This window comes from Micromonospora lutea (assembly GCF_016863535.1).
GTDB classification, from domain to species: Bacteria; Actinomycetota; Actinomycetes; order Mycobacteriales; family Micromonosporaceae; genus Micromonospora; species Micromonospora lutea.
In genome coordinates this window covers 20,437-41,922 of record NZ_BOPB01000019.1, presented here as the reverse complement: position 1 = coordinate 41,922, position 21,486 = coordinate 20,437, and the positions used below count along the sequence as shown (strand labels likewise).

Annotated in this window: 24 protein-coding genes; 7 read left to right on the top strand and 17 right to left on the bottom strand. The window is 69.7% G+C overall.

Features of this window, described 5'->3' with window-relative positions; genetic code table 11:
• Positions 1 to 47 precede the first annotated feature (47 nt).
• On the bottom strand, positions 48 to 875 hold the full coding sequence (locus Vlu01_RS17740) for an SAM-dependent methyltransferase (RefSeq protein ID WP_204000782.1): 828 nt from the start codon (positions 873 to 875) through the stop codon (positions 48 to 50).
• 175 nt (positions 876 to 1,050) lie between these two features.
• Here Vlu01_RS17740 and Vlu01_RS17735 point away from each other — a divergent pair, with 175 nt between their 5' ends.
• Positions 1,051 to 2,097 carry a sigma-70 family RNA polymerase sigma factor gene (locus tag Vlu01_RS17735; protein WP_204000780.1) on the top strand — a complete coding sequence of 349 codons (1,047 nt, stop codon included), beginning with the start codon at positions 1,051 to 1,053 and terminating at the stop codon, positions 2,095 to 2,097.
• 57 nt (positions 2,098 to 2,154) lie between these two features.
• Here Vlu01_RS17735 and Vlu01_RS17730 read toward each other — a convergent pair whose 3' ends face one another.
• Positions 2,155 to 2,847 carry an O-methyltransferase gene (locus tag Vlu01_RS17730; RefSeq protein ID WP_373307426.1) on the bottom strand — a complete coding sequence of 231 codons (693 nt, stop codon included), beginning with the start codon at positions 2,845 to 2,847 and terminating at the stop codon, positions 2,155 to 2,157.
• A 210-nt stretch (positions 2,848 to 3,057) separates the two neighbouring features.
• Here Vlu01_RS17730 and ku point away from each other — a divergent pair, with 210 nt between their 5' ends.
• Positions 3,058 to 3,924 carry a non-homologous end joining protein Ku gene (gene ku / locus Vlu01_RS17725; RefSeq protein WP_204000777.1) on the top strand — a complete coding sequence of 289 codons (867 nt, stop codon included), beginning with the start codon at positions 3,058 to 3,060 and terminating at the stop codon, positions 3,922 to 3,924.
• 21 nt (positions 3,925 to 3,945) lie between these two features.
• Here ku and Vlu01_RS17720 read toward each other — a convergent pair whose 3' ends face one another.
• Positions 3,946 to 4,488 carry a carboxymuconolactone decarboxylase family protein gene (locus Vlu01_RS17720; RefSeq protein ID WP_204000791.1) on the bottom strand — a complete coding sequence of 181 codons (543 nt, stop codon included), beginning with the start codon at positions 4,486 to 4,488 and terminating at the stop codon, positions 3,946 to 3,948.
• Between the two features lie 193 nt (positions 4,489 to 4,681).
• Between Vlu01_RS17720 and Vlu01_RS17715 the strand changes: the two genes are divergently transcribed.
• The gene (locus Vlu01_RS17715) at positions 4,682 to 6,337 is read left to right on the top strand and encodes an NAD(P)-binding domain-containing protein (protein WP_239095963.1); all 1,656 of its coding nucleotides are present in this window, start codon (positions 4,682 to 4,684) and stop codon (positions 6,335 to 6,337) included.
• On the opposite strand, the gene Vlu01_RS17710 is transcribed toward Vlu01_RS17715, so the two are convergent.
• From Vlu01_RS17710 to Vlu01_RS17695, 4 genes are all read right to left on the bottom strand, one after another.
• The gene (locus Vlu01_RS17710; protein WP_373307427.1) at positions 6,308 to 6,907 is read right to left on the bottom strand and encodes a nitroreductase family protein; all 600 of its coding nucleotides are present in this window, start codon (positions 6,905 to 6,907) and stop codon (positions 6,308 to 6,310) included. The genes Vlu01_RS17715 and Vlu01_RS17710 overlap by 30 nt on opposite strands.
• A 108-nt stretch (positions 6,908 to 7,015) precedes the next feature.
• A complete protein-coding gene (locus Vlu01_RS17705) occupies positions 7,016 to 8,185 on the bottom strand; it encodes a carboxylate-amine ligase (RefSeq protein WP_239095962.1) in 1,170 nt (389 codons plus the stop codon).
• A 57-nt stretch (positions 8,186 to 8,242) separates the two neighbouring features.
• Positions 8,243 to 9,391: a M20/M25/M40 family metallo-hydrolase gene (locus tag Vlu01_RS17700; RefSeq protein WP_204000773.1), complete on the bottom strand. Its 1,149-nt coding sequence runs from the start codon at positions 9,389 to 9,391 to the stop codon at positions 8,243 to 8,245.
• A 397-nt stretch (positions 9,392 to 9,788) separates the two neighbouring features.
• The gene (locus Vlu01_RS17695; protein ID WP_204000797.1) at positions 9,789 to 10,118 is read right to left on the bottom strand and encodes a hypothetical protein; all 330 of its coding nucleotides are present in this window, start codon (positions 10,116 to 10,118) and stop codon (positions 9,789 to 9,791) included.
• Positions 10,119 to 10,659: 541 nt separating this feature from the next.
• On the opposite strand from Vlu01_RS17695, the gene Vlu01_RS17690 reads away from it, so the two are divergent.
• On the top strand, positions 10,660 to 11,481 hold the full coding sequence (locus tag Vlu01_RS17690; protein ID WP_204000771.1) for a maleylpyruvate isomerase family mycothiol-dependent enzyme: 822 nt from the start codon (positions 10,660 to 10,662) through the stop codon (positions 11,479 to 11,481).
• 633 nt (positions 11,482 to 12,114) lie between these two features.
• Here Vlu01_RS17690 and Vlu01_RS17685 read toward each other — a convergent pair.
• The 4 genes from Vlu01_RS17685 to Vlu01_RS17670 all read right to left on the bottom strand — a co-directional run bounded on the left by Vlu01_RS17685 (position 12,115) and on the right by Vlu01_RS17670 (position 15,037).
• Complete coding sequence (locus tag Vlu01_RS17685) at positions 12,115 to 13,074, bottom strand: hypothetical protein (RefSeq protein WP_204000768.1); 960 nt, start codon at positions 13,072 to 13,074, stop codon at positions 12,115 to 12,117.
• Between the two features lie 176 nt (positions 13,075 to 13,250).
• On the bottom strand, positions 13,251 to 13,439 hold the full coding sequence (locus tag Vlu01_RS17680; protein WP_204000764.1) for a hypothetical protein: 189 nt from the start codon (positions 13,437 to 13,439) through the stop codon (positions 13,251 to 13,253).
• A 92-nt stretch (positions 13,440 to 13,531) separates the two neighbouring features.
• Positions 13,532 to 13,873 (bottom strand): oxidoreductase dimerization domain-containing protein, encoded by a 342-nt coding sequence (locus tag Vlu01_RS17675; protein WP_204000762.1) that lies wholly within the window; start codon positions 13,871 to 13,873, stop codon positions 13,532 to 13,534.
• Between the two features lie 591 nt (positions 13,874 to 14,464).
• Complete coding sequence (locus Vlu01_RS17670; protein WP_204000760.1) at positions 14,465 to 15,037, bottom strand: MarR family winged helix-turn-helix transcriptional regulator; 573 nt, start codon at positions 15,035 to 15,037, stop codon at positions 14,465 to 14,467.
• Positions 15,038 to 15,145: 108 nt separating this feature from the next.
• Between Vlu01_RS17670 and Vlu01_RS17665 the strand changes: the two genes are divergently transcribed.
• Positions 15,146 to 15,721, top strand: a complete 576-nt coding sequence (locus Vlu01_RS17665; protein WP_204000758.1) for an NADPH-dependent F420 reductase — start codon at positions 15,146 to 15,148, stop codon at positions 15,719 to 15,721.
• A 414-nt stretch (positions 15,722 to 16,135) separates the two neighbouring features.
• Here the strand turns inward: Vlu01_RS17665 and Vlu01_RS17660 are convergent, their stop codons facing one another.
• The 4 genes from Vlu01_RS17660 to Vlu01_RS17645 all read right to left on the bottom strand — a co-directional run bounded on the left by Vlu01_RS17660 (position 16,136) and on the right by Vlu01_RS17645 (position 17,680).
• On the bottom strand, positions 16,136 to 16,333 hold the full coding sequence (locus Vlu01_RS17660) for a hypothetical protein (protein ID WP_204000795.1): 198 nt from the start codon (positions 16,331 to 16,333) through the stop codon (positions 16,136 to 16,138).
• A 65-nt stretch (positions 16,334 to 16,398) separates the two neighbouring features.
• Positions 16,399 to 16,902, bottom strand: a complete 504-nt coding sequence (locus Vlu01_RS17655; protein ID WP_204000756.1) for a hypothetical protein — start codon at positions 16,900 to 16,902, stop codon at positions 16,399 to 16,401.
• The gene (locus tag Vlu01_RS17650; RefSeq protein WP_239095961.1) at positions 16,865 to 17,125 is read right to left on the bottom strand and encodes a hypothetical protein; all 261 of its coding nucleotides are present in this window, start codon (positions 17,123 to 17,125) and stop codon (positions 16,865 to 16,867) included. The genes Vlu01_RS17655 and Vlu01_RS17650 overlap by 38 nt, the downstream gene beginning before the upstream one ends.
• Positions 17,126 to 17,215: 90 nt before the next feature.
• Positions 17,216 to 17,680, bottom strand: coding sequence for an SRPBCC family protein (locus Vlu01_RS17645; RefSeq protein ID WP_204000753.1), 465 nt, complete (start codon positions 17,678 to 17,680; stop codon positions 17,216 to 17,218).
• Positions 17,681 to 17,847: 167 nt separating this feature from the next.
• Here Vlu01_RS17645 and Vlu01_RS17640 point away from each other — a divergent pair, with 167 nt between their 5' ends.
• Positions 17,848 to 18,207 carry a hypothetical protein gene (locus Vlu01_RS17640; protein WP_204000750.1) on the top strand — a complete coding sequence of 120 codons (360 nt, stop codon included), beginning with the start codon at positions 17,848 to 17,850 and terminating at the stop codon, positions 18,205 to 18,207.
• Between the two features lie 164 nt (positions 18,208 to 18,371).
• Here the strand turns inward: Vlu01_RS17640 and Vlu01_RS17635 are convergent, their stop codons facing one another.
• The gene (locus Vlu01_RS17635; RefSeq protein WP_204000747.1) at positions 18,372 to 19,010 is read right to left on the bottom strand and encodes a hypothetical protein; all 639 of its coding nucleotides are present in this window, start codon (positions 19,008 to 19,010) and stop codon (positions 18,372 to 18,374) included.
• A 903-nt stretch (positions 19,011 to 19,913) separates the two neighbouring features.
• Positions 19,914 to 20,642, bottom strand: a complete 729-nt coding sequence (locus Vlu01_RS17630; protein WP_204000743.1) for a maleylpyruvate isomerase family mycothiol-dependent enzyme — start codon at positions 20,640 to 20,642, stop codon at positions 19,914 to 19,916.
• Between the two features lie 84 nt (positions 20,643 to 20,726).
• Between Vlu01_RS17630 and Vlu01_RS17625 the strand changes: the two genes are divergently transcribed.
• Entirely contained in the window at positions 20,727 to 21,479 is a 753-nt protein-coding gene (locus tag Vlu01_RS17625; protein WP_204000738.1) for a thioesterase II family protein, read from the top strand.
• The last annotated feature ends 7 nt before the right edge of the window (positions 21,480 to 21,486 follow it).

The window sequence follows — 21,486 nt, the reverse complement described above, 5'->3', positions numbered from 1 at the left end:
GTGCGTGCCCCGGCCAGCCGGGGCACGCACGCCCGGGTGCGCGCAGGTCAGCGGTACGGTTTACGCGCGGCGATGATCGCGTACCCGATGTCGGTCTGCTGGCTGAAGTAGCTCCGGTACGACGCCGTGAGGGTGTCCACCATCTCGGCGCCAAAGCTCGCGGTCAGTTCGTCGCGCAGCTCCTCGACCCGGCTGAGGTACCGCAGGCCCATGCCGTACACCCGCGGACCGCACTGGGTGTACTCCTCGACCTCGAAACCCGCCGCGCCGAGCTGCGTGATCCACTCCGGCACGGAGTGCAGCTGGGCGATCTTGAAATCCGCCATGAAGGTGGCGGCCTGCGCCGCACTCATCTGCTGCTCACGGGTGCAGTCGGTGATGGCCAGCCGACCGCCGGGACGCAGGACCCGGTGGAACTCGGTGAGTGGCCCCGCCACGTCGACGGCATGCACCAGGGCCTCGATGGCCACCACGGCGTCGACCGACTCGTCGGCCAGGGCGAGCCGGTGGTAGTCGCCGCACACGAACTCGACCCGGGCGGAGACGCCGGCCCGCTCAGCCCGACTCCGCGCCTCCCGCACCTGGACCGCGCTCAGGGTCACCCCGGTGACCCGGACGCCGTACTCCTCGGCCAGTTGCACGGCCGGGGCCCCGACGCCGCAGCCGGCGTCGAGAACGTGTTCGCCGGGACGCAGGTCGACCGCCGTGCCGGCCTTCCGGGTGATCCGCCGGGCCGCCTCGATGACGGGAGTGCGGTCGCGATCGTCGTACCAGTAGGACAGGTGCTCCTGACCATCGATGAAGACCTGCGACAACGCGGCGGTCTCGTCGTACATCCGGCTGATGTCGCCGGTGGTGGGTGTCGTCGAATCCATCGCCCCTCGTTTCGCTCTCATCGCCGGTCGGCCGTGACATCACCCTCACATCCACTGCCGCACCACTCACCTCCCGCCTTGCCGGGCATCGCCGCCCACGGCGACGTCCGCGACCCGGCACCGTCGGTATAGTGGCCCGTGGATGCTTGATCCACGACGGATTGGGGAGAGCTCGATGGCGGACCTCGGCGCGGACGCGTCCCAGCACGACACCGAGCAGGAGACCTCCATCATCGACGAGCCGAGCTTCGCGGCACTGGTCGACCGGCACCGACGTGAGTTGCAGGTGCACTGCTACCGGATGCTCGGATCCTTTGAGGACGCGGAGGACCTCGTCCAGGAGACCTACCTGCGGGCGTGGCGCAAGCGTGAAACATTCGAGGGGCGCTCAGCCGTCCGTGCCTGGCTGTACCGCATCGCCACCAACGTGTGCCTGGACTTCCTACGGGCCAACACGCGCACACCATTGCCCCACCGGCAGCCGGCCCTCGGCGCGGACCGGGAGACCCCGCCACCGCCCACCGACGAGGTGCCCTGGCTCCAGCCGTACCCGGACCGGTTGCTCGACGTCGTCGCACCGCCGGAGGGCCAACCCGACTCGCAGGTGGTGGCGCGCGAGACGATCGAGCTCGCCTTCCTCGTGGCGGTCCAGCACCTGCCGGCCCAGCAGCGGGCCGTGCTGATCCTGCGCGACGTGCTCGCCTGGCCGGCGAACGAGACCGCCGCAATGCTCGACATCAGCCTCGCCTCCGCCAACAGCGCCCTGCAACGGGCCCGGGCCACGCTGAAGGACCGGCTGCCGCCGCGCCCGATCGAGTGGGGCGCGACCTCGGATCCGGCCGAGGCCGAGCGGGCACTCGTCCAACGGTGCATCGAGGCACTGGAGAAGGCCGACGCGGCGAGCTTCGCCAAGCTCCTGAGGACCGACGTCCGTGTCACCATGCCGCCGGACCCGTTCTGGATCGTCGGTCGGGAGGCGTTCACCGCCGGGCTGCTCGCCCAGTTCGACCCGACCTCGCCGGCCTACTTCGGTGAGTGGCGGGCGCTGGGGACCCACGCGAACCGCCAACCGGCGGTCGCCGGATACGTCCGGCGGCCGGGCGAGTCGCTGTACCGCCCGCAGGTCCTCAACGTCTTCCGGGTGGAGGGCGGCATGATCGCGGAGATCACCGCGTTCCCGCCGGAGGTCTTCCCCGCCTTCGGCCTGCCCCAGCACCTGTGACCGGTGTGGCGGCGCCGGCCGGTTCCGGTTGGCGCCCGCCAACGACCCGGGCTCCGGTCAGCGCCGCCGCGCGACGGTGAGTCCGTCGGCGATCGGCAACATCACCGCCTCCAGCCGGTCGTCGGCCGCCACGGCGGCGTTGACCTCACGCAGCACGGCGGCGCACCGCCGCTGTAGCTGGTCGGCGGCCAGGTCAGGTGCGGTCACGAAGCCGTCGAGCAGCACGTTGTCCAGCAACAGCAGACCGCCCGGACGCAACAGCGGCACCACCAGCTCGTAGTAGGTCGGGTAGTTCAGCTTGTCGGCGTCGACGAAGATGACGTCCACGTCCGCCCGCTCGGGCATCGCCCGCAGGGTGCGGGCCGCCGGCCCGAGCCGGAAGTCGATACGGTCGGCCACCCCGGCCCGCTGCCAGTGCGCCCGGGCGAGTTCCAGCCAGCGGTCGCTGTTGTCGCAGGTGACCACCGTGCCGCCGGGAGCGACACCGCGCGCGAAGGCGAGGGCCGACAGCCCGGTGAAGGTGCCGACGTCGATCACCTTACGGGCGCGCACGAGCCGGGTCAGCAGAGTCAGCAGCGCCACCTGTTCCTCCGGCACCATCATCCCCGCCACCTCACCGAGCTCCGCTGTGGCACGGGCAAGGTCGCGGACGGTCGGGTCCGGTGCCGACGTCGAGGCGAGCAGGTACTCCCGCAGCACCTGGTTGACCGCTACGTGTTTGGCGTTCCCGCCCCCCAGCGACGCGTTCACGCGGTCGCTCCTTCCTGGTCGTCCCGCCGACGCCGGCCGGGTTCGGTTGTCTGGCCCGATCGTCGCCGCGCCGTCACGCCGGCCGCATCCTCCACGGTGCCGAGGAGGCGGCAGGGCGGAACGGCGGTGGTCGCGCACGGAGAAGGAAGCGACTGCCCGGGGCACCGTGCCACGCTGGCGGCAGGGGAACACGACCAGCCGGGAGCGCGAATGCGGGCAATGTGGAAGGGCGCAATCTCCTTCGGTCTCGTGTCGATCACCGTCAGGGTGCACGCCGCCACCGAGGAGAGGACCATCCGGTTCCGGCAGGTACATCGTGCCGACGGTGGCCGGATCAGCATCCGCCGGTTCTGTGACGACTGCGACCGCGAGGTGGCCTACGAGGACGTCGCGAAGGGGTACGAGGTCGACGACGGGCGACTGGTCGTCGTCGACGACGAGGAGTTGGCCGGCCTACGGCCGGCGATGGTGCGCACCATCGAGGTGGGCCAATTCGTCCGTACCGACGAGATCGACCCCATCCTCTACGACCGGACATACTTCCTGGAACCGGACGACGTCGCCGTGCTGCCGTACACGCTGCTGCGGGACGCGCTGCGGGACAGCCGGCGCGCAGCTCTCGCCCGGGTGGCGCTCCGCCAGGTGGAGCGCCTCGCGGCGATCCGGGTACGCGGGGACATGCTGATGTTGCACACCATGATCTGGCCGGACGAGCTACGCGTGCCGGAGTTCCCCTTCCTGGCCGCCCCGGTGGCGGTGCCGGCCCCGGAACTCGCCCGGACGATCTCTCTCGTCGACGCGATGACCGAGCGTTTCGACCCCGGTGGTCAGCGGGACGACTACCGCGCCGCGGTGCTGGAGCTGGTGGCCGCCAAGATCGGCGGCGCGGGCGACGCGGGCGGCGCGGGCGACGCGGGCGGCGCGGGCGACGCGGCGGAGCCGGAACGGACCGAGGACACCCGAGCGGCGGGACCGCCGGCCACGGCTGAAGCCCAGCCGGCACCGCCGACCACGGCTGAAGCCCAGCCGGGGCCGCCGGCCACGTCGCGCCGGCGCCGCGCCACGAAGGCGGCGTAGACCGCGTCGGCCGGCCCCAGCTCAGACGCCGTAGCCCTGCTCGATGACCCGACGCACCGACTCGCCGTACCCGTCGGGCCCCTCCGGCGCCACCGTACCCAGCCCGTCGACGTAGCGGTTGAACATGCAGAAGGCCGCCGCGATGAGCACGGTGTCGTGGATCTCGACGTCGGTCGCGCCCTGATCGCGGGCGGATGTCACCAGCTCGGCACGTACGTCGCGACCCGACTGCTGCACCGCCGCGGCGATCCGCAGCAGGGCCTTCAGCTTGGCCGAGATGGACGCGGCGTCGGGATCGGCGCACACCTGCCGCACCAGCGGCAGGCCCGCGTCCAGTTGGGCGGCGGCGAACAGCGAGTGCGAGGTACAGCAGAACTCGCACTCGTTGCGGCCGGAGACGTACGCCGCGATCAGCTCCCGCTCTCCCCGGCTCAGCGAGTTCGGGCCGCGCAGCAGCACCTCGGCCAGCTCGTTGAGGGGCTTGGCGGTCTCCGGCCGATACCGCATCAGGCCGACGATTCCGGGGTTCTGCACTTCGTCGAGGCCCAGATCAATGTGCGCGATGATGACACCTCCGATATGGATGACCGGTCGCCACGGCGTCGGCGACGCACGGGCTTGACCGGATGGTGACACAGACGCCGGGGGCGGATTTCTTCGTACGTGCTCAATTTTCCGGTACCCGGCTGTCGTTTGCCCCGGCAGCGGCCCCGCTGACGCGACGAGCCGAAGGGCGCCCGTTGACAGCAACCCACCGATGTCGGGAACGTCTCTGTCCACACCAACCGGCTACCTGGAGGCGCAGCGGATGGACGACACCCACGATCCCGGCCTCACCGAGTGGCACCGCTATGTGATCATCGGCGGCGGTCCCGCCGGGCTGCAGCTCAGCTACTACCTGCACCAGGCCGGCTGCGACTACCTGACCCTGGAAAGGGAGTCGGCGCCGGCGGCATTCTTCCGCCGTTTTCCCCGGCACCGCCGGTTGATCTCCCTGAACAAGGTGCACGCGGTGAGCGACGATCCGGAGATCCGGCTGCGCTGGGACTGGAACTCGCTACTCCAGGAACCCGCCGACCTGCCGTTCCCGACGTACAGCCAGGAGTACTTTCCGCACGCCGACGACATGGTGCGGTACCTGGACGACTTCCACCGCCACCACGAGCTGCGGATCCGGTTCGACGCCGCGGTCGAGCGCATCGAGGCCACCGGCGACGGCTTCGTCGTACACACCGCCGCCGGCCCGGTCGGTGCCCGCTGCGTCGTGGTGGCCACCGGCTGGGGCCGGCCTCACGTCCCGCCGATCCGCGGCATCGAACACGCCGTCGGCTACGAGGAGATGGAGGTCGATCCGCGCCACTACGCGGGTCAACGGGTACTGATCATCGGTAAGGGCAACTCCGCGTTCGAGACCGCCTCGGCGATCCTCGGTCACGCCGCGATGGTGCACCTGGCCAGCCCGCGTCCGCTGCGTCTGGCCTGGAACACCAAGCATCCGGGAGACGTACGCGGCCACCACGGAGCGGTGCTGGACAGCTACCAGTTCAAGACGCTGCACTCGGTGCTCGACTGCGTCATCGACGAAATCCGCCGCGACGACCACCGGTATGAGGTTCACCTGACCTACACGCACGCCGACGGCGAGACAGCCGTGCTGCCGTACGAGTCGGTCCTGCGCTGCACCGGCTTCGTCATGGACACCTCCCCGTTTACCGCCGGTTGCCGTCCCGAGATGGTGCCCAGCGGCCGGATGCCGGCGACCCGCCCGGACTGGCAGTCGACGAACGTCGACGGGCTCTACTTCGCCGGGACCATCGCCCAGGACCGCGACTTCAAAAAGGCGTCGTCCGCCTTCATCGACGGCTTCCGCTACAACCTGCGAACGCTGACCGCGCTGTTGCGCGAGCGGTACGAGGGTGTCCCGCTGCCCCACCGCGACGTCGCCCGGGACCCCGGCATCCTCACCTCGCTCGTGCTGGACCGGGTGAACTGGAGTTCCGCACTGTGGACCCAGTTCGAGTTCCTCTGCGACGCCCTGGTCGTCGACGATTCCACCGGGACCGTGCGCCACTATGCCGATCTGCCGGAGGACTACGTCCGCGCCCGGTTCCACGACCAGGCGCACTACTACACCTTCGGACTGCGGTGGGGCCGCGACGACTACCGCGACGTCTTCGCCATCGAACGCCACCCGCAGCCGGAACGCGCGGCCGAGAGCGCCTTCATCCACCCCGTAGTCCGCCGCTACCACGGGCGGACGCTGGTGGACGAACTTCATCTGCTGGAGGACCTGCTCGCCGAGTGGCGTCGTCCCGACCGGCACGTCGAACCGCTTTGCCGGTACTTCGCCCAGGAACTCGGCCGAGTGCGACGCGGCAGCAGATCAGAGCCGGACCATGACCTCCTGAAGTGACTTGCGGCGCAGGCACGGCACCGTGGCGTCCGGTGCCGGGTAGCCGACGGGCATCACCACGTACGGCCGCTCCTCCGCAGGGCGCTCGCAGACCTCGTTGAGAAAGCGCATCGGCGAGGGCGTGTGGGTCAGCGTCGCCAGCCCGGCGTGGTGCAGGGCGGTGATGAGCACCCCGACGGCGATCCCGACGGACTCCTTGACGTAGTAGGGCCTGGGCGTGTTCGGCCCCTGGTGCACCTCGAAGACGACGATCACCACCGGGGCGTCGGTGAGGAACGGTTTGCGCCAGTCGGTGCCCAGTGGCGCGATCGCGGCCAACCAGTCGGCCGTGGCCCGTCGCTCGTAGAACTCCCGCTCCTCCGCCTCGGCGGCCGCACGCAACCGTCGTTTGCGCTCCGGATCGGTGACCACGACGAACCGCCACGGTTGCACGTTCGCCCCACTCGGGGCGGTGGCCGCCGCGCGGACCGCCTGTTCGACGACCGCCACCGGCACCGGTCGCGAGGAGAAGTGCCGCAACGACCGCCTGGTGGCCATCTGGTCAGCGAACGCCCGGCTCACACTCAGCATCTCCGCCTCGTCGCGCCCCACCGTCCGGTGGCCGTCACCCGTCGTCTCCATCGACCGCCTCCTGCCATCGGGTACTGGTCCAGCATCCCGCGACACGACCGGCACGGCTTACGGCAGAAAGCTCTCTTCGGCCGGCGCCCGGCTGGCGGTGCCGCTGACCGTGTTGGCGATCAGGTAGTCGACCACGTCGGCGGGTCGGTCCCCGCGGCGTCCCGCGGTCCGCTGCCGGTGGGCGCCGCTGCCGAGGGCCAGCAACCGGCGTAGCCACCCGGCCAACAACTCACCGTCACCGAGCTGCTCGAGCACCGGCCGCAGCGAGGCCACGAGCTTGGTCACCATGGCGGCAGCGGGCACGAGCTGCCCGGTGGACAGATCGAGCAGCTCACCGTCGAGCCCGTCACGGGCGGCGCGCCAGTACGCCAGGCGCAACAACTCCGCCGGCACGTCGTGGTCGGCCTCGCCGTGTTCCACCGCCGCCAGCGCGCGTACCACGAGCGCCCGGACCAGTGCCGCGTACAACGCCGACTCCTCTGCCGTCACCGGCACGTCCGCGACCCGGATCTCCAGGGTCGGGTGGGTGGCCGAGAGACGCACGTCCCAGAACAGCGTGCCGGAGTCGACAGTGGCACCGGCTGCGCCGACGGCAGCCACGGTCTGCTCGTAGTGCGCGGCGGAGGTGAACCGGGGCGGCGGCCCGGCGACCGGCCAGCGCGACCAGATCACCGTGCGCCAACTGGCGTAGCCGGTGTCCCGCCCGCGCCAGTACGGCGAGTTGGCGCTCAACGCGATCAGCAGCGGAAGGTGCGCCCGCAGGTGGTTGCTGACCTGCACCGCGTGTTCGCGGTCGGGCATCTCGACGTGCACGTGCAGCGCGCAGATGGCCAGGTCGTCGTGCAGGCCACGGAACATGGCGGTGCCCCGGGCCGGCCGCGGGCCCTCGACGATCGGTGCCGGACCGTCGGCCTGGATCACCGGCGTACCGGACGCGACAAGGCGGAGTCCTTCGTCCACCGCGCAGCGGGCGACGACCCGGCGCGCCTCGGTCAGTTCGCCCAGCAGGACGGGTACGGAGGTGACCGGGCGGGTCCGGGTCTCCAGGTGCACGGTGCTGATCTCCCCGCAGACCCGGTCGCCAAGCTGCTCCCGTGCCCGTTCCACGACGCTGGCGGCTGCGGGTACCACCGCCCGGCTCTCCCCGTCCACCAGGAAGAACTCCTCCTCCACCCCGATCCGGGTGCCGGATGTGTCGAGTGAGCCGTGGATCCGCTGGTGAGGCACCCGGATGCCGCCTTCCGGTCAGCTGGCAACGCCGCGTCGACGCGGCCTGCCGCCAGGCTACGGGGCGAGGGTGGTCAGCGGGTGGTCGCGCGCTGCGAGAAGTCGACCGATCAGACCGGTGAGCAATGCGACCCGCTCGGGTGCGCGGGCCAGATCCACGTACTCGCCCCGGGCGTGCGGGTGCCCGCCGACGCCGCCGAGTCCGTCGAGGGTGGGCACGCCGAGCGCGGCCGTGAAGTTGGCGTCCGACGCGCCGGCGGCGTACGTGCCGTCGATGGCGGGCAGCCCCAACTCGGCGGTGACCGTCTGGGCCTGATGGAGCAGGGGGCGGGCGACCGCCTCGGGCATCGGGTAGCGGTTGACGCCGCCTTCGACGACGATCGAAGCACCGGGCAGCCACGGCACGAGGGCGCGCAGTGCGTCGTCCACCCGGTGCAGCTCATCGCGGCTCCACGCCCGTACGTCGACGTGCATCACCGCCGTCTCCGGGATGACGTTTGTCATCGTGCCAGCGGTGAGCACGGTCGGTGTGACGCTCGTACCGTCGGCGGCCAGTGTCCCGACGCCGAGTAGTTGATGCGCCAGCTCGACGCCCGCGTTGACGCCGCGGTGCGGCTCGACGCCCGCGTGCGCCGCCCGGCCACGGACCGTCACCCGGTACACGGAACCGCCCTTGCGCGCGATCTTGACGTGGCCCGACTCGGTGCTCGGCTCGCCCACCAGGACCGCGCCGGAGCGTGTCGCTTGTTCTTCGATCAGCGGGCGCGAGGCCGGCGATCCGCTCTCCTCGTCACAGGTGAGCAGAAGCCCCACCTGCGACGGATCGGGAAGCAGCTCCACCGCGGTGAGCATCTGCACGATTCCGGCCTTCATGTCGCAGACACCCGGACCGGTGGCCACGGTTCCAGTGACCGCGAACGGCCAGTCCCGGATGGTGCCAGCGGGCCACACCGTGTCGTAGTGCCCCAGCAGCAGGACTCGCTGGTGCACGGCCGGCCACAGCAGGTGGGGCAGGCCGTCGAGCCACACCCGTCGTGCCGCCCTGCCGAGGGCTGCGTTTCCCCAACTCTCCAGGAGATCGGCGCAGGCGGCCAACTGCCCGGCAGCCCCTGGCGGGGATTCGCAACCGACCAGGTCGCGAAGTCGAGAGGTCATCACCGGCAGCCGGTCCCGCGCCTGATCCCACATGTCACTGACGCCCGTCATCGTTCGATCGTCCATCACGGACGGACGGGCGATGCGGTGACTTGGGAGGTATGCCGGTTTCGTTGCGGCTCGACCCGGCGGGTTCGGCAGTCTGCGAGAACTCGCGCCGCTTATCTGTCGATGTCGTTACGTACTCGTCGCAGACGAATGTCGAGAACTTCTCCTGGCCACCGTCGACCGCGTTGAAGTTGGTTGTAGGCGGGGTTGTCAGGTGCGAGTCGATAGCCGTCTGCGGGTTACGTGACCGGGCTTTTTGGTGCCGTGGCCTGCGCTGTCGTAGCCGGAGTCGGCCAGGGTCGGTAGGTCGAGTTCGGCGGCGGACCAGTTCAGGGCGGCGGTGATTGCGAGTTCGCGCGCATCTGGTGTCGTGTAGCTGCCCGGGCAGCGCCGCCGATGTTCAGATCGGCAACCCGTCGGGGCGCATGACAGTGTGGACATTTTCGCCGAAGTCACGGTGCTGTGCGGAGAACCAGGCATCGATCACCTCATCCCTGACCGACAGGGTCGTCTCGGTCAGCCGGTCGCAGTCGAACAGCTTGCCGTCGAGGATCACGTGGGACCAGTTGTCGGTGGCGGCCCGACGCAGAGCGGTGTGCAGGTCGCTGGCCTGGGCGGCGAGCACGGCGATGCCCTCGTCACGGTAGCGGTAGGCGGTCTCCCTGGAGATGCCGAAGCCTACGGCGGGCAAGGCCATGTCCTCGGCCTTGCGGAACCATACGAGCACCATCAAAGCCTGATAGTGCGGTGTCCAGGAACGTTGGCGGTGCCGCGGCGAGGTCCAGGCGGCGCCCCGGCAAGACGGAATCGGGCCTGGACACCGGTGTGGTATCCAGGCCCGATTCCAACGCCGGTCGTCGGCTGGGCCCGGTGCGGCCCGGTGAACGTTTCTGGCCACCGCACTGGAAGCAGGTCGACGCCCCGGGCGCCACGGCGGGTACCGCAGGCCCGGCGCTGTACGTACAACAGCCGGGCGAGGTGCTGCACGAGGTTCCCTCGGGACGTCAACCATGGCACGATAAGCATTCACGTGGAGCCCTCTCGAAGACGTGTTTCTGTCGCAAGGACGTGTCTATCGATGGCTCCACGCCTGTTTCTACTGCCGCCCGACCCGCCACCTTCGCCCGTGCCGCACCAATCAAACCTTATGTTGCTGAGATCACTCCATTGATCCGACTCCTCTCCGAGGATCGCCGATAGACCGATACTTCGCCCCCGATGCCGCGGGCGGTTAAGTCCAGTCATTCATCCGCTCTCCGAGAGGTAGTCCGTTGTCTGACTTTGTACTCACCGAGAAGCGCGGTCTGAACGCCGGCCCGGAAGCAATCGGCGCGACGATCCAGCACCAGCGGTCAAACTTCCTCCGCCTCGTCACTCAACTCGATCCGGCGAGCTGGGCGGCGAAGTCCCGCTGCACCGCCTGGTCGGTGCACGACGTGGTCCGACACGTGGTCAACGTGGCTGAGCTGCACGTCGCTCTGCTCAGCGGCAGCCCGGAGGTCGAGCGGTTCCTGCGTCACGGCCCCATCCAGCCGGCCACCACCCCGCTGCTGTGGCTGGCGGACTCGCCTGCGCAGAGCCCGGAGGAGACCCTTGAGACCCTGGCGGTGCTGATCGAACGGGAACGGGAACTGTTCCAGGTCCGGACCGCCGGGCCCGAAGGCCCGCTGATGCCCGCGCCGAGCGGACGTCAACTGCACTGGTCGACCCTGTCCCTGCACATGCTCTGGGACGCCTGGATCCACGAACGGGATGTGGCCCTGGCGCTCGGTGTGGAGCCGGAGTCGCGGGTCGAGGACTTCCCCCTGGTCACCATGTACGCTCTGCTGCTCGCCGGGGGTGTCGGCGTGCAGGCCGGCCACCCGCCGGCCGCCACGCTCGCACTGCGGGACGTCACCGAGTCGCGGTACGAGATCGGCGTCGCAGAGGACGAGGTGTTCGTCGCGGCGGGTGCGAAAGGCGCCGCGCAGGGGCACGGGGCGGCCGACGAGGTGTTGGACAGCCTGACCGGCCGCGACCCGGATCTCGCACAGGCGCTGACGGCACCGGAGCCGGTCCATACGTCCCTGGGGGTGCTCCGCCAGGTGATGTGACGGGTTCCCGGGTGGGCGGCACGGTCGCCGGCGGCGGACGCGGCATCGGCGTGGCCACCGCGCGGCGGGTGGCCCGCGCAGGCCACGACCTCGCCCTCGGGACGCGAATCAACGCCTCGTCGCGCAGGTTCTCGAGCATCCAACCCTGGAACGCCTTCACATGCGCCCGCGTCACCGCACACGGATCCTCGGCCGCGTTCCCGGCCGCCGGATCCGGCGACTGTTCTGCCAGATGCCCGCCCAGCTGCGCGGCGGCGAGGAGGTAGTGGTAGCGAGTGGTCTGATGAGCTCATTGTCGACGTCGACTGGTCCGGGCTCGGCTGGCATGACGCTCCCGACGATGCCGGCCTGACCGCACCGGTGCGGCGAGGCCGGCTACGGCCGGTGCGGCGCCTGACGGACACCGCCCGCGGACCAGGCGGCGACCGTCGAATGCGCCATCAGCCATCCGAAGGAGTGGAATGCCGCAGCGTCGTCGTAGGGAGGAACTGCGGTGGGTTCTGTGGCGCAGTTCCTCGGTCGTGCCGTGGGCTGACAGCGTCAGGCGCTGGCGGAGACGCGGGACCCGTTGTGGGCGGCTGAGCTGCGGCCTCGCGCGGGCGGTAGCCGTTACCGGCGGTGGGCCGGCGGTCATCAGCGGGGGCCGAAGACCATGCCCAGCTTGGACAGCCGGGCGTTGTCCAGTTCCCACTGCAGCACGGTGTCGAGCGTGTCGAGTGCCCGCCCCTCGGCCGTGGCCTTTGTGCTCTGCAGGTTGTCGACCGCCTCCGGCAGAGCCGCCACCACCGCTGCGGTGGCAGTCCGCATGGGCTCTTCGGCGCCGTCCGCGACGGCCCGGATCAGGTTCACCACCGGAATACGGGCGGTGCCCGCGTACCGCCCGGCGATCCGCTCCAGGCCGGCTGGCATTCCGGACCCCGCCTCTCGCGTGGCCGCGGACAGCCCGGCGAGGAGGAGCTCGGCCAGTTCGCTGCGGCCCACGGCGAGCCCGGGCAGCACCGCCGCGACTGCGGCCCGGGTCGCCGTCTCCGCGGGCGTCTCGGCGCCGCCGTCCTCCGGGGCGTCCGCTTGGTACGCCAGCCGCCGCCGACCCGCAGTGCTCATCTGGAACAGCACCATGAGCGTCATAGCCCGGTAGAAGTCGCTCACCCCGTCGGCACCCGCCAGCGCGGCCAGCTGCGGCACCGCGCCCGGGGCGGCGGGCACCACCGAGCCCTGCGGGAACGCGTCGTTCGCGATCGCCGCGATCAGGTCGCCCACACCGTCGAAGGTGCGGCCCTCGAAGGACACCACCTCGGCGGCCGCGCGAAGATCGGCGGCAGGACGACGGAAACCACCGCACTTGAGTCCCGGAGGCGCAGGCAGAGACGGCGCGGCGGTTGTCTGCCCGCCGACGAGCTCCACGCGGATCCGGTCGGCCTCGGCCCGGTCTAGCTCGTGCGCGAGGCCCTCCCGGGAGAAGCGCTCGATCGCCTTGTCCGGAAACTGGCCGCATGCCGAGTTGACCTGCCCGCCGTACTTCCGGGCAATGGCCGCAACGGCCTTCTTCTCGACCGGTGAGACCTCCAGCGGACCCTCGTAGGGCGGGTCCACGACCAGCGAGTGGGTTCGCCACCAGCGGCGAAGCGACCCTCCAGCGGGTCGATCGGCACCTCCCGTACCGCGACCAGCAAATGGCCGCGCTCGGCCAGCCTCTCGCCGACGGCGTAGGCCGAAATCTCATCCGGCACCGAGACGACGAAACGCATCTCGCGAATCACGGCGGCATTCTATCGACGATGGTCGGGCTGCCCGGTGCCGCAAGCGCCGGGCAGCCCAGGGCTCAGGGCAGGGTGCCCGCCGTGCACCTTGATGCCATCGAGTTGGCCGTCACGGTAGATCTCGAAGCCGCGCTGCCCTTTCGGGTATTTCTTCTTGCCGCCCGCTGCGGGAACCGCCTGACGCCAGTTGGAGGGCATGATCCGACCGGTACCCACGCCGCGATCAACGACCCGCAGCGGCCGACGCCACGACCAAACGTGAATCAACCGCTACACGGATTAGATGCCCCTTATAGGGCGTCGAGGAGCAGATTCAGGCCCTCAGCCATGGTGGGATGCGTGATCGGGGCGTCGCGGACCTGTTGGTAGCGAAGGCCTCCGAGCATGGCCAACTGCACGGCAGCGATGACCTCCCCGGCCCCGTGCCCGAGAAGGGCGACGCCGAGGATTTCCTCGGAGTCCTCGTCGACGACGGCTTTCCAGGTGCCGGTGGCCTGGTGCATGGTCTTGGACCGGGGAATCGCCGCAGCCGGGATCTTCGCTACCCGGATGCGATGGCCCCGTGCCCGGGCCTCGGTCTCGGTCAGGCCGATGCGTCCAAGCTCGGGGGTGACGAAGACCGTGTAGGGCATCACCCGTCCGGCGGTGACCGCATCAACGCCAGTGAGGTTCTGCTTGAGGATCCGGAAGTCGTGCCAGGAGGCGTGCGTGACTGCGGGCTGCCGGCCACATTACCCGCGGAGCGTCCCGGACGTCGTGGTGCCCCAGCTCGTCGACCTACACCTGCAGGCCGGTTCCCGTTCGACCGGCTGGTCCGCCTCTACGACCTCGACCAGATGGAGTTGTTGTCGGACCGGTCAGCGGCCGACTTGCGTCAAGCGGCACGCGTCGCAGCCTGGCTCGTCCACACCCTCGAGGGCCGGAAACGCAGCGCCGGCACGGACCGGCCGTGAGGTGAGCTCGCACGCCGTGCCCACACGCGCGGGCACCCTGGATGCGCCAGGTCGGACGGGTCGGGCAGACCGTCTGCCGTCCCAGCGCCATGGGGCACACGTGGTGGGATGCCCTGCCGCCGTCGCCGGTTCTGGTTGAACTCGCGCGCTCGATGGTGACGAGGTCGTTCTGCAGCGTGTCGGCGGCAGTCACGCACGCTTGGCATTGAAGCCGACCCAGCGGTTAGCCAGCGGTCAGTGCGCCAGTACCCGCACCCGGGAACCGTGCGCTCAACGGGCCTCGGCTGTCGGCGCAGCGGGGTCTGGTACCGCGGTCATCCGGCCATCTGGGTCCAGCCTGCTCAGCAGCGCGTCGGCAATGTCGCCGAGCTGATGGAGCTGTCCGGGGGTGAGCGCGTCGACGACGTAGCGGCGGACGGTGGTGACGTGCCCCGGGGCAGCGTCGACGACAACGTCCCAGCCGGCATCGGTGAGCTGTGCGTTCGTGGCCCGGCCGTCCTCACGGCAGGGGAATCGGATGACCAGGCCGCGGTCCTCCAGCCGGCGTACCACGTGCGAGAGCCGAGGCAGGGTCGCGTTGGTGCGCTGCGCGAGCGCGGTCATGCGCAGCGTGCGCTCGGGTGCTTCGGACAGCATCGCGAGCAGGTAGTAGTCGAAGTAGGTCAGGCCGGCGTCGCGGCGTAGCTGGGAGTCGAGCACCCCGGGAAGCAGCTCGAGCACCGCGCTCAGCCGTACCCAGACGGCGCGTTCCTCGGAGCTCAGCCACTGCGGCGCCGACACGGCCGTAGGCTCGGTGCCGAGCGAGCGGGTCGTGTCGTCGGTGCGGGCTTGGCGGTGGTTCATGCGCTCCATCGTGCCCGACAAAAGTTGTCGGTACAAGTAATTCCCTGCTACGGTTAGTTGAAGCAACAACCACTTCGGTTTGTTCGTTCATCGACAAGGAGAACCGTCATGACCTCAGTGAGCATCCTCGGAACCGGCAACATGGGCTCGGCGATCGCCGGCGTCGTTGAGAAGGGCGGAAACACCGTCCAGCTGATCGGCAAAGACGCCGCGAACCAGGCCGTCACCGGCGACATCGTCGTCCTCGCGGTGCCCTACCCGGCGCTGCGCGAGATCGTCGCCCAGCGCGGCGACCAGCTCGCCGGGAAGATCGTCGTCGACATCACCAACCCGCTGAACTTCGAGACTTTCGACTCCCTGGTGGTGCCGGCCGACTCCTCCGCGGCCGCCGAACTCGCCGCGGCGCTGCCGAACTCGCGGGTGCTGAAGGCGTTCAACACCACCTTCGCCGGCACGCTGGCCTCGGGCACCATCGGCGGGCAGCCCACCACCGTGCTGATCGCCGGCGACGACGCCGACGCTAAGGCGAGGCTCGCCGAGGTCGTCACCGCCGGTGGCCTGAAGGCGATCGACGCCGGCAGCCTGCGCCGCGCCCGCGAGATGGAGGCGCTCGGCTTCCTCCAGCTCACCCTCGCCGCGGCGGACAAGATCTCCTGGACCGGCGGCTTCGCCATCCAGGGCTGACCACCGCAGCCGGGCGGCGCGACCTCTGAGCCGCCACCTGGCTGCCACCGTCTCTAGTCTGTGCCATGGTCGCGCCTCTCACCGGCGTCGACCGATGAACCCACGCTCCACCCAAAACCTGACATCTTGCGTGATATTTCTCCAACTGGCTTGCGGACGCCAGCGGGCCGCACGACCGCCGGGCGTAACGGCCGACGGTGCGACGTGACGGCTCCCGGCTGGCGACGCGCGGGCACTACGGCAGATCCGGTCGCCAGGGGTTGAAGGACAGTTGCGCTCGGGCTCGCGCTCGTCTGGTCGACCGAGAGACTTGCCCTGCGAGGATCAGTCAGGCCGGCACGCGTGGTCGCGGGCTGTGCAGGTGATGTGGCGGCGGTGGTCTGGCTTAGGCAGGCTCGGGACAGCCGTGGAGATTCATGCCTCGAATGGGTCCCAGTGGGTCGCGTAGCGCAGCAGCGAGCGGGCCAGGTCGAGGTTTGCCGCTGCCCACCGGGTATCGAAGAGGAACCATTGGTCGAACCCGAAGAAGTCATCGATGTAGCGGGCGACTTGTGCGATGTGGGGGTCGAGCCGGATCAGCGATCGACCCTCGACGCCCACCACTGGCCCCACAACGCCCAGCTCCTGAAGGCCCTCGTCGCCCCGGAAGACAACGACGTCGGCGCGGCCCTGCGACGCTACGCCCGGCTACCCGGATACGCAGCCTCGCCCGCCGGCCCCGACCACGCGCCCACACCCGACCCGACCCGTGGGAACGTAGGCGTGCCGGGAGCCGCGCAGCGGCCTACCGGCGGCGTCGGGCAGGTGACCGGCGAGGTCCGGCAGGGGAACACGGCGGCACCCGGCAGGTCCAGATTCCGGTTGATATCGGGTAATGCCCAGCACAGGCGCACCGAGTAGACGGATCCGGGGCCGGGCGGAACCAGCCGGACGGTCCGGATGGGCACCGCAGGGCTGAAGACCGCAGCGCAGGCCGCCTCGTTGGTGGGCAGGGGACAGGTGTCGTGCAGCAGGAACGCAAGCCGGTCAGGCGACGCGGCAACGGCAGCGTGGTCGAGGAAGTAGTAGGCCAAATCCACCTCGTCGTCATTGGTACGCACGCGCAGGGCGTGCTCACCGAGCCGGATGAAAGTGTCCTCGTCGTCACCCTCCACCCACAGGTGCTCGATCAACAAGCGCACGCAGATCGTCCACGGACGCCGGACGAGGCAGGTGCCGCTTCCGGGCCTCCTCGAAGATCGACTCCAAGCCGTAGACGTCACCGCCCAACTCGCCGTCGATCCATGCGTGCGGGTCGTCGTGCTCCCACCCGCGGCGAAACCAGTCCAGCACCGTCGCGTCCGGCACGGTGACCACCCGCTTACTGAACGGCAACTCCTCCCGCCACCGGCACACGAAGAACATGCCGGACACCCTCAGCGGATGTTCCGACACAGCCCTGCCGCGACGTCCGCCCCGACTCGAGGTGATCGCATGTCCCGGGTCCGGCGGGAATTATGGCTCGTGGGCTTGCGCCAGATACGTGATGTGGGCTGCCCGTTGCATCAACAGCCGACGCAGGTACGGCGCGACGAGCGCCCAGGTCACCACCACGCCCAGCGGCCCCAGGGGCGCGCTGATGGTCATGCGGTCGGTCATCTGCGTGCGTACGCCGTCGAAGTCCTGGAACTGATGCTCGTGGCGCAGAGCACGGAAGGGGCCTCGCGTCTGCTCGTCAACGAAGCGGTACGGCCGTTCGTAGGCGGTGATTCGGCTGGTCATGCGCCAGGCCAGTCCGAAGTGACGAGCGTGGAAGGTGACCTCGTCGCCGAGAACGAGTTGACGTCGTCCAGTGCTGGTCGTGGCTGTCTCACGGCTCGCAGGCAGGGACGCGGTGTGAACGTCCACATCGAGGGTCAGGTCGAACACCACACTCGGGGCGGCGTTGATGACGGACACGACCTCGATGAGCGCCGGCACACAGCGAGCCTAACCCTGAGGGATACCCCAAGCCGCCCGGCCATGACTACGCCCTTACGCCACAGCGGCCAGGCACCAACGTCGCCTCCGCGCCGAGGGCTCTACCGAAAGCCGTCGCCTCGGCAGATGGGCTCGCAGCCAGCGAGCCGACGCGAGACGATGTGCCGATGGCCAGACCGAACGAACAGACGCAGAGCGAGGTTGGCTGGTTCTGCGTTCGCTGCGTCTTCCGCGTGGGCGGCGACTCGGCGAGCCAGTTGTACGAGGAACGGCTGACGCTGTGGCGCGCCGCAGGTTTCAACGAGGCGATCGCGTTCGCGGAGGACGAAGCCCTCGGCCATGCGGCGGACCAGTCCGACATGGACTTTGTAGGACTCTCCCAAGCGTATCGGCTGTTTGATGCGCCCGGGCACGGGGCGGAGGTCTTCTCGCTGCTGCGGGCCAGCGACCTGGATCCACCTGCCTACCTGACGAGGTTCTTCGACACCGGGGAAGAGAAACAGGACGACACTGATCCCGGCACTTGACCGGGCGCGCCGTCAGGCTCGACGACAGCGGTCATCCAAGCTAAGCAATGACCTCTTCCTCACCTGCGATGATGTACCCGTCTACCGTGGCCACTCAACCGGACCGCTCTGGACCGGACCGGCGCCGGGTCAGGGCGGCCTGACCGTAGGACGACGTCGGCCGGTCAGCGGCGGTGCCAGACCACCACGGTGAACTCCAGGTCGGGCTTGCCGCCCCCTGATCGGGTGCGAGTCCGCAGCAGCTTGAGCCAGGCCACATTGTCTTTCGTGGTCGACACGCAGAGAACCATTCCGGATTCGATGTCTTGGTGGTTGATTTCCGTGCCCAGCGACTGGGTCTGGGCGGCCGAGAGGCATTCTTCGGGGCTGGCAGGCCGCTTTGCCGGGCCCGAACCCATGAGGACCTTGTCGCCGATCTTGAGACCGAAGGTGCTGTACTCCAGGTCCATGCCGCTCGAACGAAAGACATCGACCCAGGTACGGGGCGGGTGACTATCGAAGTCGACCTTCGCATAGTCGTGCCCGCCAGGGATCTTGAAGCGGTCGAGTTGCTCAGGTGGAAGAAAGTCACTGGTGGCGGCGGGCGCGGGCTCCGCCGGGGTCGAGGTGGCGGTCATCGACGGCAGCGTGCTGCCGCCCGCCGCCGGGGCCGAGGTGGCGGTCGTCGACAGGCCGGGGCGATCGGATGAAGCGACGGGGTCAGGATCGCTGCTGATCAGACCAGCCCAGTCCGGAATCATGGCGACGCAGGCCACCAGTAATCCGAGCACCGCGACGACGGCGGCCAGGACCGAACCGTCCACCCTGAATCGGGAGCCACCAGGAGCCGGAGATGGCCGACCACCAGACGAGTACGACATTGAGAGAATCTTATATGCGCGATGCCACGCGGCCCTCGGACTCAGCTGGTTGGCTTGCCGACATCGCCGGAAAAGGCGAGGAACGGCATTGGCTGCTCCGCCTTGGGTCGTCGTCGGCCGGGCGCGCATTGTCGGTCATGCCCGCGGGATAGTGACGCGATCAAAGCGGCGGTGATTCCGACTTGTGCCTCGACCGACTGGCGGTGCTCATCGGGCAAGCCCCACCTGTGATGTCGGTGGCGAGGGTTCTGGGAGTCGGGGTGTTGACACCCTGGATGCTGATCCGGTCGGACGCGCACAACCTCAGGTGGCTGTGCCGGCGCCGGGAAGGCCAGCTTCGCCAGGCGTGGTGCTGCACGTGGAAGGTGCGACGAGCGAAGTGCGGGAGCGCTGGTCGCCTAGAGCCTCCCTTTCAATCCCTGGATCTGCTCGTCGTCAGGGCGGGCAACGCACCAGCGTCCGACTGCGTAGAACACCCCGTTCCGAGGGAATGGTTCGAGTTCTTTGGGTCCGAGGACCAACAGGTTTCCCTGGCCCCTTCAGGGCCGCAGTGGCCAACACGTCGGCGAGCGATGGCAGCGTGGCCGCAACCAGCCCACCCCGGAGCAGGTAGCCGACGCGCGCGCGTTCCTACTCGACCGGTTTTTGCGGGATTGTCCCTGGGCCAGCCCGGCGGACCGGGCCAACTATGTGGCGCTGCTGGTAACGCCGATCGCTGCACCAGGACCGGACATGCCCGAGAGGCACTGGAAGCGTCTGATCCTCATCCTGCTACGCAGGCGGCACATGGTGTCCTGCAGCGGGCGTTGGGCAGGCAGCTCAGCCGCAAGCTGACAGCGGGACCGGTCAACCGGTGACGACACCCATCCAGTCCCGCAGCCGGGCCACCGCAGCCTGGTCTCCCCGGCGGCCGACCGCTTCGTCGGGAAGCCGGCGCCACAACCACAGGAACGCATCGGAAGCGGTAGCCTCGACGACTCCCTCCGCCGGTCCGGGTGGCAGTGGATCCCGGTCGACGGTCACGAGTTCAGTGGTCAGCGAGATCAGCCAGGAGCGACCTCCGGCCAGCAGCCTCACCTGGTGATCCGGTCCGGGTTGCGGCGCGTCGGACCAGTCTCCCGCAAGCATCACTTCGAGCACCTCGTCGATCCCGTCGACCGCCAGCGCCATGTCGACGGTGCCACGTTCGCCGAACGCCGCCGTCACGTCACCGGCGTGGACTGCGGTCTCCAAGGCCATCCGTCGAAGCCAGAAACCGACGGTCTGGTCCGGCGCGTGCCAGGTGTGCGACGGCGCGGCCGGCCCGAGCTGGGCGAACAGGTCGACCAGCTCGTCTCGGGCGTCGGTCAGCCAACCGACCGGGTCCGGCGGCGCCGGAGGTGGCCACGGCGACGGCTCCCGCAGCAACCGGGTCTGAGCGATCTTGTCCAGGTAAACCACGGCGAGGTGCTCGACGACGTCCGAGACGGTCCAACCCGGACAACCGGCAGCCGGGGCGTGGAGATCACCGACCGCGGCCCGGACCAGCCGGTCACTGTCCGCACGGATGCTCGCCAGGTACGTCGCCGCCTCCATCGGGCCAGCCTGGTCCATGCGAAAGGACAGGTCAAGCGAAGCGGGGCCACCGTTTCCCGCCCCGATCCGGGCTACCATCGCGCGATGGCACCCGAACCGAGGACCGCGGTCCCCGTCCGGCCGGGCCGGTGGTTCGTACCCGCCCCGCCGGCCGGCCCACTCGCATTCGCCTTCCCGTACGCCGGGGTGGGTGCCTCGTCGTACCGTCCCTGGCCGGCGCGGATCGGTGAGGTGGCGGTGGTGGGGGTGCAACCCCCCGGACGGGAGAACCGCACGCGGGAGCCCGCGCACCGCACCCATCGGGCGTTCGCCGGCGATCTGGCGGACGCGCTGATGCCGTACCTCGACCGCGACTACTACTTCGTGGGGCACTGCGGCGCGGTCCCGTACGCCCTGGAGACGATCTTCGAGCTGGAACGCCGGGGCTGCCCGCTGCCCCGGCGGCTGGTGGCCTCGTCCTGGGGGGCACCACACCGTGGCCTGTACGGCTACCTCAACTTCGTCGACCTGTCGACGGCGGACCTGCACGCCGAAACCCGGACGTTGTTCGAGCGAGCGGGGGTTCCGATCCGGGAGGACTTCGTCGACCTGTTGACCCAGGTGCTCCGGCACGACCTGGAGACCCAACGCGACTACTCCTACCCGGCCGGGGCGCGGGTCCCGGTGCCTGTGACCCTGCTGGGCTGGACCGGCGACGACGTCGTGCCGCCCGACCAGGTCCGGCCGGGATGGACGGAGTGTGCGCAGGTCGAGTACGAGGAGTTGGAGGGAGCGCACCTGGCCTTCCTGTCCTGCCCGGCGAACCTCCAGCGGTCCCTGGAGCACTGGCTGCGTTGAGACCCGG

Bases quoted from the DNA above. Each gene is read 5' to 3' on its own strand.
- Vlu01_RS17740 (WP_204000782.1), bottom strand. From the start codon at position 875: ATGGATTCGACGACACCCACCACCGGCGACATCAGCCGGATGTACGAC.
- Vlu01_RS17735 (WP_204000780.1), top strand. From the start codon at position 1,051: ATGGCGGACCTCGGCGCGGACGCGTCCCAGCACGACACCGAGCAGGAG.
- ku (WP_204000777.1), top strand. From the start codon at position 3,058: ATGCGGGCAATGTGGAAGGGCGCAATCTCCTTCGGTCTCGTGTCGATC.
- Vlu01_RS17715 (WP_239095963.1), top strand. From the start codon at position 4,682: ATGTCGGGAACGTCTCTGTCCACACCAACCGGCTACCTGGAGGCGCAG.
- Vlu01_RS17710 (WP_373307427.1), bottom strand. From the start codon at position 6,907: ATGCTGAGTGTGAGCCGGGCGTTCGCTGACCAGATGGCCACCAGGCGG.
- Vlu01_RS17700 (WP_204000773.1), bottom strand. From the start codon at position 9,391: ATGACGGGCGTCAGTGACATGTGGGATCAGGCGCGGGACCGGCTGCCG.
- Vlu01_RS17695 (WP_204000797.1), bottom strand. From the start codon at position 10,118: ATGGTGCTCGTATGGTTCCGCAAGGCCGAGGACATGGCCTTGCCCGCC.
- Vlu01_RS17680 (WP_204000764.1), bottom strand. From the start codon at position 13,439: ATGCCCTCCAACTGGCGTCAGGCGGTTCCCGCAGCGGGCGGCAAGAAG.
- Vlu01_RS17675 (WP_204000762.1), bottom strand. From the start codon at position 13,873: ATGCCCTACACGGTCTTCGTCACCCCCGAGCTTGGACGCATCGGCCTG.
- Vlu01_RS17670 (WP_204000760.1), bottom strand. From the start codon at position 15,037: ATGAACCACCGCCAAGCCCGCACCGACGACACGACCCGCTCGCTCGGC.
- Vlu01_RS17665 (WP_204000758.1), top strand. From the start codon at position 15,146: ATGACCTCAGTGAGCATCCTCGGAACCGGCAACATGGGCTCGGCGATC.
- Vlu01_RS17650 (WP_239095961.1), bottom strand. From the start codon at position 17,125: ATGTTCTTCGTGTGCCGGTGGCGGGAGGAGTTGCCGTTCAGTAAGCGG.
- Vlu01_RS17640 (WP_204000750.1), top strand. From the start codon at position 17,848: ATGGCCAGACCGAACGAACAGACGCAGAGCGAGGTTGGCTGGTTCTGC.
- Vlu01_RS17630 (WP_204000743.1), bottom strand. From the start codon at position 20,642: ATGGAGGCGGCGACGTACCTGGCGAGCATCCGTGCGGACAGTGACCGG.
- Vlu01_RS17625 (WP_204000738.1), top strand. From the start codon at position 20,727: ATGGCACCCGAACCGAGGACCGCGGTCCCCGTCCGGCCGGGCCGGTGG.